The 17688-nt window shown below is 69.3% G+C and carries 17 protein-coding genes and 1 pseudogene; 5 read left to right on the top strand and 13 right to left on the bottom strand.

Annotated features, from left to right (window positions below; genetic code table 11):
- Nucleotides 1–81: 81 nt before the first annotated feature.
- The 6 genes from IE109_RS31290 to mobF form a co-directional block, all read right to left on the bottom strand.
- Nucleotides 82–795: a RusA family crossover junction endodeoxyribonuclease gene (locus tag IE109_RS31290; RefSeq protein WP_189554743.1), complete on the bottom strand. Its 714-nt coding sequence runs from the start codon at nt 793–795 to the stop codon at nt 82–84.
- Between the two features lie 274 nt (nt 796–1069).
- Entirely contained in the window at nt 1070–2149 is a 1080-nt protein-coding gene (locus tag IE109_RS31285) for a terpene synthase family protein (RefSeq protein WP_189554742.1), read from the bottom strand.
- 3 nt (nt 2150–2152) lie between these two features.
- Nucleotides 2153–3160: a hypothetical protein gene (locus IE109_RS31280; RefSeq protein WP_189554741.1), complete on the bottom strand. Its 1008-nt coding sequence runs from the start codon at nt 3158–3160 to the stop codon at nt 2153–2155.
- Nucleotides 3161–3657: 497 nt separating this feature from the next.
- The gene (locus tag IE109_RS33530; protein ID WP_229891805.1) at nt 3658–4110 is read right to left on the bottom strand and encodes a hypothetical protein; all 453 of its coding nucleotides are present in this window, start codon (nt 4108–4110) and stop codon (nt 3658–3660) included.
- A 57-nt stretch (nt 4111–4167) separates the two neighbouring features.
- Nucleotides 4168–4752: a hypothetical protein gene (locus IE109_RS31270; protein ID WP_189554740.1), complete on the bottom strand. Its 585-nt coding sequence runs from the start codon at nt 4750–4752 to the stop codon at nt 4168–4170.
- A 108-nt stretch (nt 4753–4860) separates the two neighbouring features.
- Nucleotides 4861–6756: a MobF family relaxase gene (mobF, locus tag IE109_RS31265; RefSeq protein ID WP_189554739.1), complete on the bottom strand. Its 1896-nt coding sequence runs from the start codon at nt 6754–6756 to the stop codon at nt 4861–4863.
- Between the two features lie 361 nt (nt 6757–7117).
- On the opposite strand from mobF, the gene IE109_RS31260 reads away from it, so the two are divergent.
- Nucleotides 7118–7414: a hypothetical protein gene (locus IE109_RS31260; RefSeq protein ID WP_189554738.1), complete on the top strand. Its 297-nt coding sequence runs from the start codon at nt 7118–7120 to the stop codon at nt 7412–7414.
- A 33-nt stretch (nt 7415–7447) separates the two neighbouring features.
- Here IE109_RS31260 and IE109_RS31255 read toward each other — a convergent pair whose 3' ends face one another.
- The 3 genes from IE109_RS31255 to IE109_RS31245 form a co-directional block, all read right to left on the bottom strand.
- Nucleotides 7448–8464, bottom strand: a complete 1017-nt coding sequence (locus IE109_RS31255) for an ATP-dependent DNA ligase (RefSeq protein WP_189554737.1) — start codon at nt 8462–8464, stop codon at nt 7448–7450.
- A gap of 79 nt (nt 8465–8543) precedes the next feature.
- Nucleotides 8544–8756 carry a hypothetical protein gene (locus IE109_RS33945; protein ID WP_308431415.1) on the bottom strand — a complete coding sequence of 71 codons (213 nt, stop codon included), beginning with the start codon at nt 8754–8756 and terminating at the stop codon, nt 8544–8546.
- A gap of 174 nt (nt 8757–8930) precedes the next feature.
- Nucleotides 8931–9116 (bottom strand): hypothetical protein, encoded by a 186-nt coding sequence (locus tag IE109_RS31245; RefSeq protein WP_189554736.1) that lies wholly within the window; start codon nt 9114–9116, stop codon nt 8931–8933.
- A 183-nt stretch (nt 9117–9299) separates the two neighbouring features.
- Here IE109_RS31245 and IE109_RS31240 point away from each other — a divergent pair, with 183 nt between their 5' ends.
- The 4 genes from IE109_RS31240 to IE109_RS31225 are packed head-to-tail and all read left to right on the top strand — an operon-like array spanning nt 9300 to nt 12529.
- Complete coding sequence (locus IE109_RS31240; RefSeq protein WP_189554735.1) at nt 9300–10352, top strand: type III polyketide synthase; 1053 nt, start codon at nt 9300–9302, stop codon at nt 10350–10352.
- 44 nt (nt 10353–10396) lie between these two features.
- Entirely contained in the window at nt 10397–10939 is a 543-nt protein-coding gene (locus tag IE109_RS31235) for a cupin domain-containing protein (RefSeq protein WP_189554746.1), read from the top strand.
- A complete protein-coding gene (locus tag IE109_RS31230; RefSeq protein WP_189554734.1) occupies nt 10936–12141 on the top strand; it encodes a cytochrome P450 in 1206 nt (401 codons plus the stop codon). The genes IE109_RS31235 and IE109_RS31230 overlap by 4 nt, the downstream gene beginning before the upstream one ends.
- A 19-nt stretch (nt 12142–12160) precedes the next feature.
- The gene (locus tag IE109_RS31225; RefSeq protein ID WP_189554733.1) at nt 12161–12529 is read left to right on the top strand and encodes an HNH endonuclease family protein; all 369 of its coding nucleotides are present in this window, start codon (nt 12161–12163) and stop codon (nt 12527–12529) included.
- A 519-nt stretch (nt 12530–13048) separates the two neighbouring features.
- Here the strand turns inward: IE109_RS31225 and IE109_RS31220 are convergent.
- The 4 genes and pseudogenes from IE109_RS31220 to IE109_RS31205 form a co-directional block, all read right to left on the bottom strand.
- Nucleotides 13049–13324: pseudogene (locus tag IE109_RS31220) on the bottom strand (isochorismatase family protein); the annotation flags it as partial.
- A 220-nt stretch (nt 13325–13544) separates the two neighbouring features.
- Nucleotides 13545–14774 carry a M20 metallopeptidase family protein gene (locus tag IE109_RS31215; RefSeq protein WP_229891803.1) on the bottom strand — a complete coding sequence of 410 codons (1230 nt, stop codon included), beginning with the start codon at nt 14772–14774 and terminating at the stop codon, nt 13545–13547.
- A complete protein-coding gene (locus tag IE109_RS31210) occupies nt 14771–15751 on the bottom strand; it encodes an ATP-grasp domain-containing protein (RefSeq protein WP_189554730.1) in 981 nt (326 codons plus the stop codon). The genes IE109_RS31215 and IE109_RS31210 overlap by 4 nt, the downstream gene beginning before the upstream one ends.
- 256 nt (nt 15752–16007) lie before the next feature.
- Nucleotides 16008–17453 (bottom strand): NAD(P)/FAD-dependent oxidoreductase, encoded by a 1446-nt coding sequence (locus IE109_RS31205; RefSeq protein ID WP_189554729.1) that lies wholly within the window; start codon nt 17451–17453, stop codon nt 16008–16010.
- Nucleotides 17454–17688 lie beyond the last annotated feature (235 nt).

The following is a 17688-nucleotide window of genomic DNA, read 5'->3' as shown; positions in this document are numbered from 1 at the left end:
TCCCCACCGTCCACTCCCCATGCCCAGCACAACCGCCAACTGACCATGTAGGACACGGTCTAAATAGCTGCGCATCAATGTTCACAGGCACTGCGGTGGTTGGATCAGGCCCGCGAAAACCACATGTCCTGACCTCTCGACGACGTCGTCCTCCAGCGGATGCACTGGCAAGAGTCCGATGACGTAGTAGCCCTCAGTGTCTTGAGCAATCAACCTGGAAGCTCGAAGGTGCTGGACGTATCTGTCATCAATGATCACTGTTCCGGACAACGTATCCAGGACCGCCTTCGCCGCGTTGTCCACGTCGATTAGCCGACGATTACTGGATTGCACCGCCACGACGCTGGCGCAGATCATCAGCCCCTTCCACGTCATAGGGTCGCGGCTGCTCTGTGTGCGCTCCATCTCGTGCTTGACGGCCTTGTTCACGCGCCGTGCAGTGTCCTTGTTCTGCTTGGTGAACGGCGGTACTGGCACAGCAAAGTAGGTCGGACGCGCTGCGGTGGACTCGAAGTCCAGTACATCGCAGCTGGTGCACTTTAACTGCTGCAGCCAGCTAGCCTTGCTGGATACCGTGGAGTGCGCCTCCGCGCGAAGCGTGGCTTCCTTGCGGGCGATGCTGAATCGGTCCTGGCTCACCATCCACGCCCGGACCTGGGCCGCCTCATCCGGGGCCAACGGCGGACTCAACTGGTCGCCGGTCTCCTGGGAGTACACCTCCAGCAGACCGGCGATCCGCTCGGCCGGCGGCATGTCAGAGGTCATCTGGGTCGCAAGCCTGTCCAACGGATGCATGCGGCGAAAGTATTCGATGGCGGCTTCCCTGTCGGACGCGCCACACCCGGCGCAGCAAATCGGTGCCCGTTTGTCCCTTCCGGCGACCACTGGCGGTCACCATCAGGCTGGACCTCTCCGAGCACTGGCGACAGTTGAATACGCGAGCTCACCAGTACCATGGCCGTGATCGCTTGGTAGTCCAGGTCAACCGGCTCACTCATTGCGATCCCGACCACCAGGCACTGGCTGTAGGGAGTTCAGATACGACCTCACCGGTCGCCGAGCCTTCGTTTCAGGGGGTGTCGGGGAAGAGTCGGTGGGGGGCGCTTTCGCTGTTGTGGCTGGCGTGAGCGGTGGTGTAGCGGCGGGCTTGGTAGTGGTAGTCGAAGCAGCCGCGGACGAAGTGGCGGTAGCCGGTGATGCAGGCCAGCACGTCATCGCGGGCGGCCCTGGTGATGTCGGCGGCCTCAAGCTGGGCGATCAGATCGCGTTCAGCGTGGTGCATCGTGTGCACGCAGTCGGTGAGCATGACGTTGACGGCGTCGACCGCTTCCTGGAGCGGCAGCTGTTCGTGGTGCTGGAGGAGGAGTACCGCGTTGTGGAAGGCCCCGGCGGCCTGGTCCCGTTCCAGGGACCACAGGTCGTTGTGGAGGCCGACGTACTGGCCGATGGCGTCGCGCAGGTCGCGGAAGCTGGAGAAGTGCCTGACGGGTTCTGGCAGGTCGACGCCGGCGGCGATCTCGACCGCGTCGAGCCAGGTGTAGGCGGCGACCGCGACAGCGCGCTGACGCCGGTAGGCCGCGACGGTGGGGACCCGCTGAGCCCTCTGGTCGACGAGGCTCTCGTAGTAGGACCACAGGTAGGCGGCGATGTCACCGCGGAGCATGCGGCAGAACCCCGCAGACCTGTCTGCGGTCAATCGTTGCAGCGTTTCGGCGAAAGCCCGCGCGGAGGCCGCCTGGCCGGGCGGAGTGCCGTCGAGGATGGGCAGGAGTATGGCGAGGGCTTTGGCGCAGCGGGTGGGGTCCTGACCGTCGGGTCCGTCGTCGAACTCGTCGTCGATGATGAACGTCCAGGCGGCCCACTGGACCAGGAGTTCCAGCGCGGCCGGGCTGGCGCGTGGGTAGGCCAGGGCAGTGATCAACGGGATTCGGGTGCGCTGCAGGGACTCCCGGGAAGCCGGGGTCTGGCAGATCCCGAAAGTGTCCAGCCAGGTCTCCAGGGCGGCTTGGGCTTGAGGGTGAGCGGGGTTGGGGTCGTGAGCGGCAAAGGGCAGATGCACTGCCGGCATGCGGATGCCGTCCATGCCCGACGGAACGGGCCCGCTCTCGGGGCCGCTCAGCAGCGTCGTTGCGTCTGTCTCTTGTGGCACCGCTCATCCTTCCGTTGACATGCTGAGCCTGAGACCTGGCACCGTCGGCGCTTGGCCCAGTGGGCGGTCTTCGCGTGTGCGCAGGGCTGCCAGGGTGAAGACGGTGGTGAGGTAGGGGGAGCCGAAGTACACGGGGAAACGTCCCATGCGGTAGTAGGCGCAAGCAGGCCAGGACCCGTCGTTCTGCTGCACTGCGGCCAAGAGGGTGCGCCGCTCTTCCTGGCCTTCGGCGAGGCCCAGCCGATCCGCGGTCAGGATCCGCAGGGCGAGGTCGAGGGCCGTTCCCGGCGCAGTGGCCAGACGTGAGGAGGGGGCGCTGGCTTCGCGGTGGAGGAAGGCCATCCGCAGGTGTCCGGCCAGGTCACGGAAGTCGTGAGGGAAGCGGGCGCACAGACGGGACGCTGCGTAGAGGAAGGCATCGGGCGAGGGGTAATAGCGGGTCCCCTCGAGATACCGGCCGGACTCCACGTGGCCGGCCAGGTAATGGGTGGTGGCCGCGACAGCGGCCTGCGCGTCCTCGGTAAGAGGACTGGCGCACAGCTTGACCGCATAGAGGGCGTTGGCACACACGACCGCATCGAGTCTGCGTCCGCGGGGCGCGGTGGCAGGTTCGAGACCGTCGTCCCAATAGACCATCAGGACCCGGGGAGGCAGCCTCCCCTCGTCACCGTGAGCGGACGAACGGGGGACGCTTCCCGGCGCGGGAGCGGCCGCGCGAAGCAGGTCCGCGACGTGCTCTTGGAGGTCTCCGGCCGCGAGGAGACCGCGCTCATGCAAGGCGCTGACGGCCAGGCCCGTGCAATCAGTATCGGCGGGAAAGCCGTTGGCTGCGGAGAAGAATCGATACCTCCGCTGCCACCGGGCCGACTCGATCTGACGGCTCAGCCGCGCCTCCAGCTCCGAGTGAGCCGACGTGACGGCGGAAGGCAGAAGCACCAGAGCGACCATGGCTGTGAACACTTCATCGCCCAGATCAAACCCGGGATCCGCGCCGAAACGCTCACGAAGCACAGCCCGCGCCTGGCCGCCCGTGAACCTGTCACGGAAGCAGGCATCCCAGGAAAGCCACGCCGAGGGGGCGCCACCGTCCCCGTCCAGGGACCGGCTCAAATAGAGCGACCCCCGCGCAACAGCACGCTCCACCGAAGCGGTAGCGGCCAGCACTGTGCCCTCGAAAGCAGAACTCGTCACCGCGCGCCGCCCCGTTCTCTCCGTGGCGGACCAACCCCAGCCACACACCGTCATCATGCCGTGACAGGACCAGCTGGTACAGAGATTCCAGTCCGTACTTGATCACTCGGCGGGATCCGGCGCATCATGCGCGCCCGGTTGGCGGGGGGATTGAATGTCACTGCTCCGCCTATCGGTCCCTCCCGCAAACGCGTACCGACACGGCACGCGGCGCACCCGAAAGCTTTCCGCAGAGCCCGCTGCTGGGCCACGGCGAACGGAGAGCCCAGCGTGTAGGGAGCCCTTCACCGTGGCGTGCGTACGAGATCGACAGGGGTTCAAGGATGGGCTCTGAAGGTGTCGTCCGGGCGCAGTTCGAGCGGGGCGTAGGTCGTGTAGCTCCACTGGTCTGTGCCGCCGGTGCCCGCGTGCTTGAAGTGCTCTCCCACGACGGGCAGCCCGAACTCGGGATCGTAGAAGGTCCGGCGGCACAGGCAGCCCGATCCGCGGATGGCCGAGGGGCTGTCCTTGTCCTCCGTGACGCACGGGTGGAACAAGGCCGGGATCTTCTTCGGCTCCACGAGGGTGCAGTGCATCGCGTTCGGCTCGCAGCGCACCAGCCTGCCCAGCCACTCCTGGAAGTGAGGTGTCACGGTCTGCTGCGCCTCGATGTCCAGTACGGCGTTCAGCGACGACGTGGCGGCGCCGCGCTGGGGCTCGGTGTAGAGGACGAAGTTCAGGTAGCCCTTCGTCGGATCGGTCAGGTTCAGATCGCGGGCCTCGTAGGGCAACGTGGCGCTCCAATGCGGGGGCTTGGCGGCCGGGCGTGGCCGCGGGAAACGGGAGGGTCAGCCGACGCGGTGTTCGGGGCGCAGGGTGAGGCCGCCGTACAGGAACTGCTCGGCATCGTCCGGTCCGAGTCCGAGGGCGCGGCAGACGGCGAGTCCTTCGGTGTCGCGGACGAAGGCGAGCAGGATCTTGCGGCTGCCGGGGTCGGCCATAGTCCGGCGGGCGGCTTCGATGGTGTGGGCGACGCAGCCGGTGGTGCCGTCCTCCACGATGTCCCGGCGGGTGTGCTCATCCCAGACGTTGAGCTGGAGGTTGGCGCCCTCGGTAGAACAGTCCTCCTTGGAGTCCGCGCCGAGCACGCACCGTCCGAGCATCGCGGCGGGGGCGTGGCGTTGGAGGTAGACGACCTTCCCCAGGACTTCCTCAGCGTGCTTTTCCAGATTCTTCTGGATCATCTCTCGGGGCATGATCTGGACTTCCGAGCCTGAGGACCTCGCCCGAATGAGAAGCGCCGACACGGTCTTGGCGAGGTCGTCGGCCATGCTGAGCAGGCCCACCAGGTTCACGTCGCTGCGCTGGCGGGGTGGGGGCAGTTCGGCGGGGTAGCTCTCCAGCGGTTCCAGGGGTTCGTGCAGGTCGGTCAAGTTTCCTCCCGTGCCGGGTGCCAACGCCCCGATTCTGAGTCCGGGCCACTGCGGCTCGCGGGTGAAGTCGCCAATCGGCCGCCACGCGCTGGCCGGTTGGCGTCCTCGTCAGTGGTCGCGCCCTGCTCCCCTGCCCTGATCGGGCCGCGTCGTGTGGTGCTGCTGCTGACTGGCGGGGTCGGCCGCGTCTGCGGCCGGCTGCTGCGGCTGCGGTCCGTCGACGATGGTGCGGCTGCGGGCTTCGGCTGCCTTGGTGAGGGCGGCCAGCCGGGCGAGGTTCTGCGGTGTGCGCAGCCACGTCGCGGGGTCGGTCGTGCGGCCCTCCAGGTACTCCTCGGGCATCGCGGCCTGCTGATGGGCGTGAACAGCGGCGGCCTGCTGCGCCGGAGTGAGCGCGGCGTCCCGATCCGGATGGTCGACAGCGTGCGGCGCGGCCGCCGCCTGGTCGTGGTTGTGGTCGCCGGTCCGCGTAGTGGCTGATGTGGTTGCGGCCGGGGCTCCGTCCCGTGTGGCAGGTGCGATGCGGGCGTCGCGGATCGCGTTCTGCAGGGCGAGGCTGGCGACCCGGGCCCGCTCGTACAGGCTCGACTCCCGCGGCGGTTTGCCGCCGGTGCCGGCGATCCACCACCGGTGGGGCAGGGCGAAGTCGGCGGTGTATTTGAGCTGCTCCGGCGCTGGGGCCCGGCGGCCCTTCTGGGGCACGGTGAGCTGACGGGAGTGCCGGGACAGGGCCGCGTCGGCGATGTAGTCGTCCAGGCCGCGTGTGAACCCGCGGCCGCGCAGGGTCTCCATGAGGTGCCGGCGCGCTTCGGCCAGGACGTGGCGGCGGGCGAAGGAGTCGCGCATTGTGAAGACGACGGCGGCGACGTCGATGGCGGCGAGCGCGGTGTCCACCAGCGGGCTCACCCGGGCCCGGATCGCCTTCCCGGCCGCACGGCACCGCTCCAGCAGCCCGTCGACCATCTCCTGTCCGAAGCGCAGGATCGCGGACGTACGCCACCACGCGCGCAGCTGCTCCAAAGGCTTGGGGGTCTTCTTCGCCCGGCGGGTGTCCTGCGCCGCCCACCAGCCCAGGCCGTGGCGGCCGCGCTCCCCGGGCAGGTGCTTGTACTTCTTGACGTACTCGTCGGTGATGCGCTCCAGCACCGGCGCCATCTGCTCGCGGCGGGTGGCCGACCAGTCGATGAGCTCCTGGCCGACGCCGGCTATCTCCATCACGGGGCGCAGGCCCGGCGTCACCTCCCGGGGCACGGTCGCCAGCCCGAGCTCCTCACAGACCTCGGTCGTCATTGTGAGGGTGTAGAGCGTCCCGGCTGCCACCACGTTCTGATAGAGGCGGACCGTGTTCAGCGCGTACCAGGAGCCGTCCGGGCGCTGCGCCCGGTTGAGGACCAGACAGTGATCGTGCAGGAGGGGGAAGCCGTCGCGGTTGTCGAAGTGCCGCCACTTCGCGACCACCAGGCCCGGTGCCTTCGCGCGCTGACGGCCCGACGACCACCGGGTCTCTACGACCTCATCCTCGAGCCAGCGCAGCGCGGCGGCGATGGCCCGCTCGTGCGCCCGCTCGATGACCCGCCGGGTGTGGTCGTCTCCCAGCGCCCACAGCACGATCAGGGACGCCTGCGGGCGGAAGGTGTAGTCGAGCGCGAGCAAGGGGGTCGCCTTGCGTCGCTCGATCTCTTCGATCGGCTGGCCCAGGACGGTCGCGAGCCGGGCCGTCTCCGGGTCGGCGCCGTCGTCCAGGAGCTCACGCTCGATCCGGTCGGCGTCCGGGTGCCGGAGCTGCCCGAAGACCAGCTCCATCTGGCGCTCGGTCACCGTCTGCCCGGCGGTGAGCCCGAGCGCGGCCAGACCGCGCCCCATCCACACGCCGGGCGGGAGCCCGGCCTTCTCCAGGGCGCCCTTCAGGGACTGGCCGACCGGACGCCGGCCGTCCCCGAAGGCGACCCCGCGCACGTAGTAGCGCCACGCATTTCGTCTCTGGACCTTCGCAACACTCAGCATCCCGGCAGCGAACACCGGCTCTGACCTGCAAAGACAGCCCGATCCCGTGAGGCGGGAGGGTTCACCGGAACTTCACGGCCGATCCCGCCGGGCGGGCATCCGCGGCGACGTCGTGCCCGCCAGGCGAACACCACCTGGGGCCAGGCAAATGCTGCGCGACGACCAGCCCCACGGGCCTCACACACCCCGAAAACCGCCAGCAGACGACTCCACCGTCAACGAGCGCACACCTGCGTACCGCTCCCCCACCGACCGGCCAAAGACGCACCGCCCAGCACCACGTCACCGACTCCCTTCACCACGAGTAGGCCACCCACCGCCCCCGGCAACCCCGGGGGCTTTGTGCTTCCTGGAGGACGACGTGCCGACGTACGAGACCACGTCCCGCTTCACCGCCGACCACCGCCGCCTCACCCCCGAACAGCGCCGCCGCTTCCGCCAGGCCGTCAACGCGTTCGTCGACGACCTGCGCGCCGGACGCGGGTGCTTCCGCGCCGGCCTCCGTGTGAAGGGCGTCCGCAGCGCGCCCGGCGTCTTCGAGCTGACGTGGGACGGCAACGGACGGGCGACCTGGCAGTACGGGCCAGCGATACGCCCCGGCGTACAGCACGTCATCTGGCGTCGCATCGGCACCCACGACATCCTCACCGGCCCGTGACGCCGTACCGCATCGGAAGCGGCGGGAGGGCGGTCAGCTGCTGGCGGGCTCGGCGCCCGCGCCGAAGGGCGGGACGTCTGTGACCGCGACGTCCAGCCGGAGCCGGGCGAAGCGCACCGGGTGTCGCCACGAGCCGCGCTCCTGCGCCGTGTCCACCGTGATCTCGGCGACCAGCGCTGGTTCGACGAGCACGACGTCGAGCGGCGAGCGCGACCCCCAGGAGGTCGTGAACCGTACGCCCTCCCACGGGTGACCGGGCCCTACGGGCGTCAGCCGCTCTGCCAGGTCGCGCGCCGCTTCCGGCCGCAGCGGCGTGCTGCGGCCGACCGGCCGGAGCACACCCTTCGCGTCGAGGCGGCCCAGCACGAGCGTCTGCGGCCGCCGTACGGTGCCGGTGATCGCGCCCACCACCGCCTCAGTGGTATCCCGTCGGCGCACCTTGTACAGCGCGCGGGCTCCCGGCAGATACCGCTGGCCGCTCCCCCGGATCACCAGCCCTTCGACGCCTGGCACCTGCGTCCAGGACGTCAGCCACTCCTTGGCCGTCGCCACCTCGGTCGTCTCCGGGCACAGCGTCCACGGGGCGCCCAGCCCGCAGTCGGTGAACAGCTGCTCCAGCCGTGCGCGCCGCTCGCCGTACGGGACGTGCAGCAGCTCCTGGCCGTCGAGCTGGAGCAGGTCGAAGGCGATGAAGTGCGCCGGCATCTCCTGGGCGAAGCGGGCGGCGGTCCGGCCGCCAGAGACGGCTCGCCGCTGGAGCGCCTCAAACAACATCTGGCCCTCCACCCACACGACCAGCTCGCCATCGAGGACCAGGCCGTCAGGCAGGTGCGCGGCCGCGGCCACGAGATCGGGGAAGCGGCTCTGCAGGAGGCTGCCGCGACGGGACTGCACCAGCAGCGGGCCGGGCGCCGGCCACGGCGTGAAGACGATCGCCCGGTAGCCGTCGAACTTCGGCTGAAATCGCAGCTCCCCGGGCAGCGCGCCCGGCGCGGGCACCGTGTCGCGAGCCTGCGCCAGCATCGGCTCCACCGGCGGCCGAAGGACCATACATCCGGTCTACGGGCTGCCCGGTCTCCCCGCGACCGGACGCGACCGCTGGTGTCGAGGGCCTGCGCCGGGAGGCGGCTCAGGAGGCCGGGGACGGGGCCAGTTCCGTGAGGCGGTCGAGCCGCTCGTACAGGGAGCGGACGATCCGTGCGCGTTCCTGGGCGCAGCGGGCGGTGCCCTCGAGCGGGGCGGCGAGACGACGGTGGGCGTCGTCCAGGACGTACTCGGCGAGCGCGCGGGCGGCGCGGCGCTCGGGCAGGCGGCCGGCGGCGCGGCGTACGTCGGTGGCCACGGAGCGGGCGGCGCCGGTGAGCTGGAGGGCGATCTGGTGGTAGTCCGCGGCTTGGAGGCCGGGGTCGCCCTTCCACGCCAGGAGCTTTGACGAGGCACTGGTGGGTGGTGCGGTCGAGCGGGAGGTCGGCCTCGATGCGTCCGTCGGGGTCGTACAGCACCGTCGTCGTCCTGCTCATCGGTTCCTCGCTGCGTCATGGCGGTCGGTGGGGGCGGTGTCGGCCTGGGTGGTGCGTGCGAGGAACCGCTCGAATCCCCGGTCGGCGCGGGCCACCAGGGCCGGGGACGGGACGCCGTAGCCGTGCTGGTGGAGGCAGCGGCTGCCCGCCGGGCCTGTGGCTGTGAGGGTGGTGGGGTGCAAACGGCCTGCTGTGCAGAACGAAGCACGATACCAACCTGCGCTCAGGTGGAAGCGGGCCGCGCCGTCGTCCTCGATCCACTTGTCGACCCACGGCTACGGAGGGTGACTGGGATGGATGCTGATCGTTAAGGATGCGTCCGGGTCAACGAAGGCACTTTCGTGCCGGTGGAGTAAGGGTGTCCCATGGCGACCTTGTGTCGGCCGGCCGTCTCGGTTCCGCAATACGTCATCACTATGGAGGAGACACTCGCGCTCGCACGCTCGCGGCATGCAGGCCATCCCCAGCTGGGCCTCGCGTTGCGCCTGATCGAGAACACCGGGGTGCGCACCCGTCACCTCGTGCAGCCGATCGCCGAGACACTCGCGCACCCGGGCTTCGAGGAGCGCAACCGGTTGTATGCGACCGAGGCGAAGGCCCGTGTACCGCTGGTCGTGCGGCGTGCACTGGAGGACAGCGAGCTGCGGGCCGCCGATATCGACATGATCATCTATGTGTCCTGTACCGGCTTCATGATGCCCTCGCTCACCGCGTGGCTGATCAACACCATGGGTTTCCGAGCCGATACGCGGCAGTTGCCGATCGCTCAGCTGGGCTGCGCGGCGGGCGGTGCGGCGATCAACCGGGCGCATGACTTCTGCACGGCCCATCCGGGGGCGAACGCGCTGATCGTGGCATGCGAGTTCTGCTCGCTGTGCTATCAGCCCACCGACCTCGGCATCGGATCACTGCTGTCCAACGGTCTGTTCGGGGATGGTGTGGCCGCCGCTGTCGTCCGCGGGACGGGTGGCCACGGAATTCGCCTGGAGCGCAACGGCTCGTACCTGATCCCGGGGACGGAGGACTGGATCGCGTACGACGTCCGGGCAACCGGTTTCCACTTCCTGCTGGACAAGCGTGTGCCGGGCACCATGGAGCCACTGGCCCCCGCGCTGCGTAGCCTCGCCGACCATCACGGCTGGGATGCCGCGGACCTTGACTTCTACATCGTGCATGCCGGCGGGCCGCGGATCCTCGACGACCTGAGCACTTTCCTCCACGTCAAGCCGGAGGCGTTCCGTCACAGCCGCGCCACGCTGACCGAGTACGGGAACATCGCGAGCGCCGTCGTACTGGACGCGCTGCGCCGGCTGTTCGATGAAGGCGGTGCCGCTGACCAGGCGCGCGGCCTGCTGGCCGGGTTCGGGCCCGGCATCACGGCCGAGATGGCACTGGGCCGCTGGAGCCGTACGCCGTGACCCATGCAGCAGGAAACCCGGCGACGGCCCACCCTCTGACCGCGATGGCCCCGGGCAGCGGCCTGATCGTGCCACCCGGTGAAGGCCGTACCCTTCGTGCAGCCGCCCAGCACGTGACGTTCAAGGTGACCGGCGAGCAGTCGCGCTTCTCATCGAGCTTCGAGGTGCTCGTACCGCCGGGCTTCGACGTCGGCGCGCACGTCCACGCGCGCAGCGAGGAACTGTTCTACGTCCTGGAGGGCGAACTCGACGTTCTCGCCTTCGAGCCGCGGGTGCGTACCGCGGACGGCTGGCGGGGGTGGCGGTCGCCGAAGGGTGAGCGTGTGGTCCGTGCCACGCCCGGCACGGTCATCCTGGTGCCGCCCGGCTGCCCGCACGCCTTCGCCAACCCCACTGACGTCCCGGCCCGGATGTTCTTCCAGTCGTCCCCGCCTCCGGACCACGAGCGCTACTTCGAGGAACTCCTGGAGATCCTGTCCCCTGATGGGCCCGCGGACCACGACGCCATCGCCGCGCTGCGCCGCCGCTACGACATCGAGCAGCTCACACCGCTGCGCCATGACCAGCCAGGCAGGGGGCGGCAATGAAGGACGTCACCGCGCCGTTGTACGAGGTGTCGGACTTGGCTGCCCTGGACTTCGACCCGTTTCTCCGTGAGGCGCTGGAGGCCGAACCGGTCGTCCGGATCCGGCTGCCGCACGGAGCTCCCGGCGAGTGCTGGTTGGCGACACGGCACGACAGCGTCCGGTTCGTCACCTCTGATCCCCGGTTCAGCCGTGACATCGTCGGCCGGCCACTGCCCAGCATGAACAGGTACCTCATCCCGCTGGACCGTGCGGTCAGCTTCGTCGACCCGCCCGACCACACCCGCGTCCGCTCCGTGGTCTCCTCGGCGTTCAACCGCTCCGGCGTGGCAGCCCTGCGCCCCCGCGCCCAAGCCGTACTCGACCGACTTGTCGACTCCATGGTCGCAGCCGGGCCTCCCGCTGATCTCGTCGAGCACGTGACCTCCCCCTTTCCGATGCATGTCATCGGGGCTGTGCTGGGTGTGCCGGAGGCCGACCGGCCGCGCCTGCGCACATGGGCGGATGCCGTGCTGACCCGGGCGAAGGACGAGACGGAGGTCGGGCGAGCACGGCAGGCCAAGGAAGAAGCCCGCGCCTTCTTCCTCGAACTGGTCCGCGAACGCCGGCGTCGACCGCAGGCCGACCTCATCAGCGAACTCGGAGACGCTGTCGACAGCGGCAAGATCGAGGAAGAGGAACTCCTCGCCCTGGCTACGCTGATGGCGCTCAACGGCTGGCACGCGGTGCGCAACCACACCTCCAATATGGTCTACTGCTTGCTCACCGATGACAGCCTGAAGAGCCGGCTGCGCTCCGACCCGCATGTCGTACCGGCGGCCGTGGAAGAGCTGCTGCGTTGGATCCCCCACAAGCACGGTGTGGGACAAGCACGCATCGCCACCGAGGACGTCGAGGTGGGAGGCGTCCTGATCCGACGTGGCGAGGCCGTCTACGTCTCCTACGTGGCAGCGAACTGGGACCAGCGGTGCTACTCCGAACCGCACCGGATCGACATCGACCGCAAAGGGCCGCCCCACCTGGCCTTCGGCTATGGCCCCCACCACTGCGTGGCGCCACTGCTGGCCCGCATGGAAGCCGAACTGCTGCTGACCACGCTCCTCACACGCCTCCCCGACCTGCGGCTGGCCACCGACCCCGCAAATGTTCCCTGGCAGAAAGACGTACTCATCCGAGGACCGGTAGCACTACCGGTCACCTGGTAGACCCGACCCCGGCTGCACGATGACGCCAACGGAACCCACCACGCACGGGGCCCGCGGTCTGGACATCGACCACCTGGTGCCGCTCGCCGAGGCCTGGGACTCCGGTGCCGGCATCTGGAGCGCCGCCGAACGCCAGGCCTACGCCAACGACCTCGACGACGCCCGCGCACTGATCGCGGTCACGGCGAAGTCGAACCGGTCCAAGGCCGACCAGGACCCCGCCACCTGGCAACCCTCCGCCACCAGCTACCGCTGCCGGTACTTCACCGACTGGGTCGCCATCATGACCCGTTGGAAGCTCGCCATCGACCCCGCCGAACAGTCCGCCCTGAACCAGCTCGCCCAGGCGTGCCCGAACGAGCCCGTCGCCGGCGCTCCCGCACGATGAGCCCCGCGGGCCCGGCCGGTACCGGGCCGGGCCCGCCGCACCCCTCAGACTCGGAGGCCTGTCGACGCGCAATACGCAAGGGCCGCCCTGATCCCCCGGCCGCACATCCACCGCCCGTCCCTCCCCGTTCCCTTTCGGTCCGGGGGCAGTGTCGGGGGGTGTGCAGAGGGGGATGTCGGCCTTGCGGCCACGCCGCGCGGGCGGCGGCTCCAGGACAACGCGGTGGACCCCGGAATCCGCGCCGGGCGCTCCCACCACCGTTCCGCCCCTCCTCCGTGCCGGACACGACCGCCGTCTGCATCTCCGCCCCGAACGGCAGGGACTCAAGAACTCGTCCGACGGGAGTCACGCTGCGGCCACCCCGCTCCCCTGCCGCCCGCTCCTTCGGTAGCGGTTCTGGCGCCCGGGCTCACACGGTGACGGGACTGCTACGCGGGTACAGTGCCGGAGACGGTGACACCGGTCTGGGGGAAGTCTTCAAGGGTCGTTGCCGTGGTGTCCTGGGCGACGCCGACGGAGTAGTCCAGGCGTACGCGTGGGGTGGAACTCGCCACCCTCGCCTCCGGCCACGCAGTGGACGGGGAAGCTGTCCTTGAAGTCGGGAGTCTCCGAGAAGTGGCCGCCGGGGTCGATGTGGTGGTCCCGGGTGGCCACGACGTACTGGTAGTCGACACCCGCGCTCCGCTGGACCAGATCGGCGATCGCCGTCGCGATCCGCGCACCGCCCTTAACGGGAACACTGCCTCCCTCGCAGAAGTCCTTCTGCACATCCACGACGATCAGACCTCGGCCCATGGCACCCACCCTTCACTTCACTCGGACAGGAGATAGCCGCGGCGTTCTACCAGCCCTCTCATCTGCGTCGAAGCCGTGAGGGATCCGCACCACTCAGCCCAGGACAGTCACCGCAGGAACGATTCGCACAGCCGGTAGTGCCCGGATCGCATACAGCGGGACCTGTCACTCCTCCAGGGGAAGCTGGCCGCCGACGGCGCCGACCGGCGCAGTCAGGGGATCATCTGGCGAGAAACTCGAGGGCTACCGCGGTATGTACGGCGGTTCCGATCGCCATGGCTTCCTCGTCGTAGACGACGTGGCTGGAATGGTTGTCCGGGGTCTGTTCGGGGGCCACGCCAGGGGGGCGGGCGCCGAGAAAGGCCATGGCGCCCGGTACGTGCTGCAGGACGTAGGAGAAGTCTTCCGCTCCCATGACCGGTTCGGGCATCTGGTGGACGTGGGCCGGGTCGATCACCGTGCCGGCCGCGTCGGTGACGAAGGCGGTGAAGTCGGCGTCGTTGACGACGGGAGGGTAGCTCTCGATCAGGTTCGTCTCGACGGTGGCTCCGTGGGCTGAGGCGACGCCCTTGGCGACGCGTTCGATGCCCTCACCGACCGCCGTACGAGTCTGAGGAGACAGGGTGCGGAAGGTCCCCGAGATCTCCGCGGTGTCGGGAATGATGTTGGTGGTGGTACCGGCCGCGATGCGGGCCACGGTGAGCACAGCGGGGTCGAAGACACTGACCGTGCGCGTGACCATGGTCTGCAGGGCCTGGACGATCTCGCAGGCGACCGGGATCGGGTCGAGCGCATGGTGCGGCGCGGAGGCGTGGCCGCTGCGCCCGTGAACGGTGAGGTGCATCAGGTCTGCGGCGGCGAAGAGAGGTCCGGGCCTAAGGTGGACCGTTCCCGTCTCGTGGCGTGTGGTGATGTGCAGGGCGAAGGCCGCATCGACGCTCGCTCCGCCCGGGAGGGTGAGTACTCCTTCGTCGATCATGTCCTGGGCGCCGCCGCCCGCCTCCTCGGCGGGCTGGAACATGAAGACCACCCGACCGACCAGCTCCGCGCGCCGGCCGGCCAGTAGTCTGGCCGCGCCGATGAGCATGGCCGTATGCGTGTCGTGACCGCAGGCATGCATGGCGCCGGGGATCTGGGAGGCGAAGTCCACACCGCTGTCCTCCTGCTGTGGCAGGGCGTCCATGTCGGCGCGCAGCAGGATCGTGCGTCCCGGTCGGCCGCTGTCGAGGACGGCGACGACCGAGCTGAGGCCCTTGCCGCAGGTCACAGTCAGGTCGAGCCCTTTGAGGGCGTTCAGGACGGTCTGCTGGGTGCGGGGAAGGCGTTTGCCCAGTTCAGGGGCGCGGTGGATGGTGCGGCGCACTGCGATGAGATCGGGAAGGATCCGTTGAGCGTCTGCGAGGACGCTGGCCGGCTCGTCGCCCGCGGACGTGGGGGTCGGGGTGTTCACCGGGCGCTCCCGCATGAGTGAAGCAGGTCTTCGATGACCTCAGGGCTGCGGTCGGGAAGGCCGAGCGCGAGGCGTTCGTCGAGGCCGCCGGGGTTGACCACATTGAACTCGAAGACGTACGGGTAGGCGAGATCGATGCCGGCGAACCGGATGCCGTGGCGCAGCAGGCGTTCCCCGATGTGCTCACACAGTCGCCGTTCATCAGCGCTCAGCGAGGTGTCGGAGCAGTGGGCGCGGTGGGCCGTGTTGCCCCGGTGCTCGTCGGTTGCGAGCCGGTGGGCCTGTTGGGCCGCGGGCCTGCCGGCGGCGAGGATGACGCGCTTCTCCTCACTGTGCGGTACGTACTCCTGGAGGATGCAGTAGCGGTCGCGGAAGCCCATCAGGCCGCCTTTGGTGAGCAGGTCGGTGACCGCCGTGTTTCCTGTCATGGACTGCAGCAGCACCCGGTTGTTGCTCGATCCCGGCTCGAGCAGATAGACGTCGGCGCCCGCGTCCGCGTCCGGGGGTTTGACCAGCCACGTGGCATCGGGGTCCTGTTGGTATGCCGTCCAGAGTTCGTCGAAGGAGTTGGAGACCAGGGTGCGCGGCAGGTGCTCGGGCGGCACCACCACGGACAGGTTGGTCTTGCTGCCCAGCATCAGGATCCCGGTCACATCATTGACGAACCGCACATGCTGGTTCAGCCGCCACAGCAGCTGCCACGCCTCTGTCTCCACCGAGGGCTGCGGGTAGTTGAGCACCCACACGACGTCGATGTCCTCGAAACCACGCCGTTCGGGCATCCCCGGATACGGCTCGTAGGCTTTGACCGGGCCGTCCACCCTCCCGGCGGCCACCAGGACCTCCTGCCCCGCTCCGGTCAGACTGTTGATCGACCCGATCCATACCTCGTGCCCGCCCGCCACGAGTGTGTTGGCGTACAAGGCATGACAGCTGTCGAGTTCGGTCAGGGTGCCGATCAGTAAGGCCACACGCACGCGGGCACACTCCTCAATTCAGCGATGGGCAAGACGCCGCAGACAGAGAGCTCCCCCATACGGCGGCAAATAACACGACCAGTCACGAGACAGGGCGCCCGCCCCAGACCAGCCACACGAGGCGGGTCAGGGCGACGACGTCGACTCCCTCCGTCCACGTCGGCAAGGCGTTCGCCCCGCGCAGGTACCAGCCCGGGTTCAGTCGGCGCGCCGCCCAGCGAGGCGTACGTCTCAGCAGTCGGCTCTCAGTGGGTAGTCACCCGACGCTTGCGTCCCCCTTGTGGGAGCGGTCGACGTAGCTGCGGGCCAGGGCCGCGAGGGCTTCCTGGTGTTCGTAGCCGAGCGGGGCCAGGTCGGGCGGCAGGACATAGCCCTCTGGCATAGATGCATAGACCTCGTTCATGTGGTGCCGGTACGCCTGCTCCAGCGCATCGGGCCAGCTTCCGGTCAGCGGTGGGCGCATCCGGGACTCCGCTGTCAGGGCATGGTGGTGCACTGCGGCTTCCCGGACGGCGTCTTCGACGCTCCAGTCATTGATCAGGATCCGGTCGGGGCGCCAGGGGGCCAGCCATGAACTGGGGCGCTCGCCCAGGATCGCCTTGGCGAGTTCCTGGGCGATGAGCGGGGATGTGTGCAGGCCGTCGCGGTGGGTGCCGGTGGCCACCCACAGGCCGGGCCGGGCGGTGGGTCCGAGCAGCGGGTGGCCGTCGAGGCCGATGGGCCGGTTGCCGTGGTGCACCTGGTGCACGGCGGATGTGGCCAGGTGGTGGTGGAGCTGTCCCAGTGCCGCGTCGAGGAGGAACCGCAGACCTCCGGCCGTGGGGGCGGAGCCGGGGCCCAGTGCGGGTGCGGCGGATGCTCCGACGTACCAGGCGCCGTCGGCTTGAGGGACGGTGTGCAGGCCGCAGGCGTACGCACGATTTGGTGTACGCAGCACCGCCGGCAGCGGGGTGGGGGCGCCGATGGTGAGCGCGGTGCCTTCGACCGACAGCACTGGTAGGAGGTGTATGTCCGGGGCGAGTTCGCTGATCAGCGAGGAGGTCCAGGCTCCGGCCGCGATGACCGCCATGCGAGCGGTGCGTACTGCCTCGGCAGTATGTATGGCGTATCCGCGGGCGGTGGTGGTCAGGCGTGCGTTGCCGGTCCGGGTCGCGTTGGGCAGAGCGTCCAGGGCCGCGTCCAAGGTGGCCAGCCAGCGCCGGGCGTCCAGGAAGCCTTCCTCGGGCAGGTGCAGTGCCCGCAGTGCGCGGTCGTTGTCCAGCGGGCGGTATGCGGGAATATCTGTGGGGTCGATGTCCTCCACCGGCAGCCCGTGCTTCTGGCCGGCGGTCCGCACGGCCGCGAAGGCGCGTTCGTCCAAGGGTGCGGAGACGGCATTGAGGAGCATGAAGGTTCCTTTGCCGTATCCGTCGCTCGCTGGGGCGGCGGCTGCGGCGTGCCGTCGGACGGCGTCGCGCCATGACGGCCAACGGCCGGCCGCCTCGATGGCCATCTGGAGCCTCAGCGCGTTGTGGGGTTTGTCCAACGAGGCCGGGGTGACCTCGCCCAGCACGCCGAGCATCGCCCCGGCCGCCGGTGACGCCCCGGGCCCCGAGCGGCCACACAGGACGACCCTGACCCCCCGGTCCGCCGAAGCGAGCGCGTAAGCGATCGAGCGTCCCAGCACCCCGTCCCCGACCACCACGACATCCGCGCTGACCACGTCCTGCCCCACCAGATTGCCCCCGTCTGCCGCGTGCGAGCGTTGAGCCTCGGTCCAGGAGGCAACTGCACAGACCGAGCGTCACGTCGATCGACTCAATGCGGTACCGCGATTTTGGTCAAACCATCCTGCGGGCTGGCCGTCCGCGCGCTCTTGACGCCGGCGGTCATGAGGGCACCCCACCGTCGTCCATCAGCCGGTGCACCATGGCGGCGCCTGAGAATGGCGCAGATCA

The sequence above is a fragment of the Streptomyces lavendofoliae genome (assembly GCF_014649735.1).
Classification (GTDB): domain Bacteria; phylum Actinomycetota; class Actinomycetes; order Streptomycetales; family Streptomycetaceae; genus Streptomyces; species Streptomyces lavendofoliae.
This window is presented reverse-complemented; position numbering and strand designations above follow the sequence as displayed.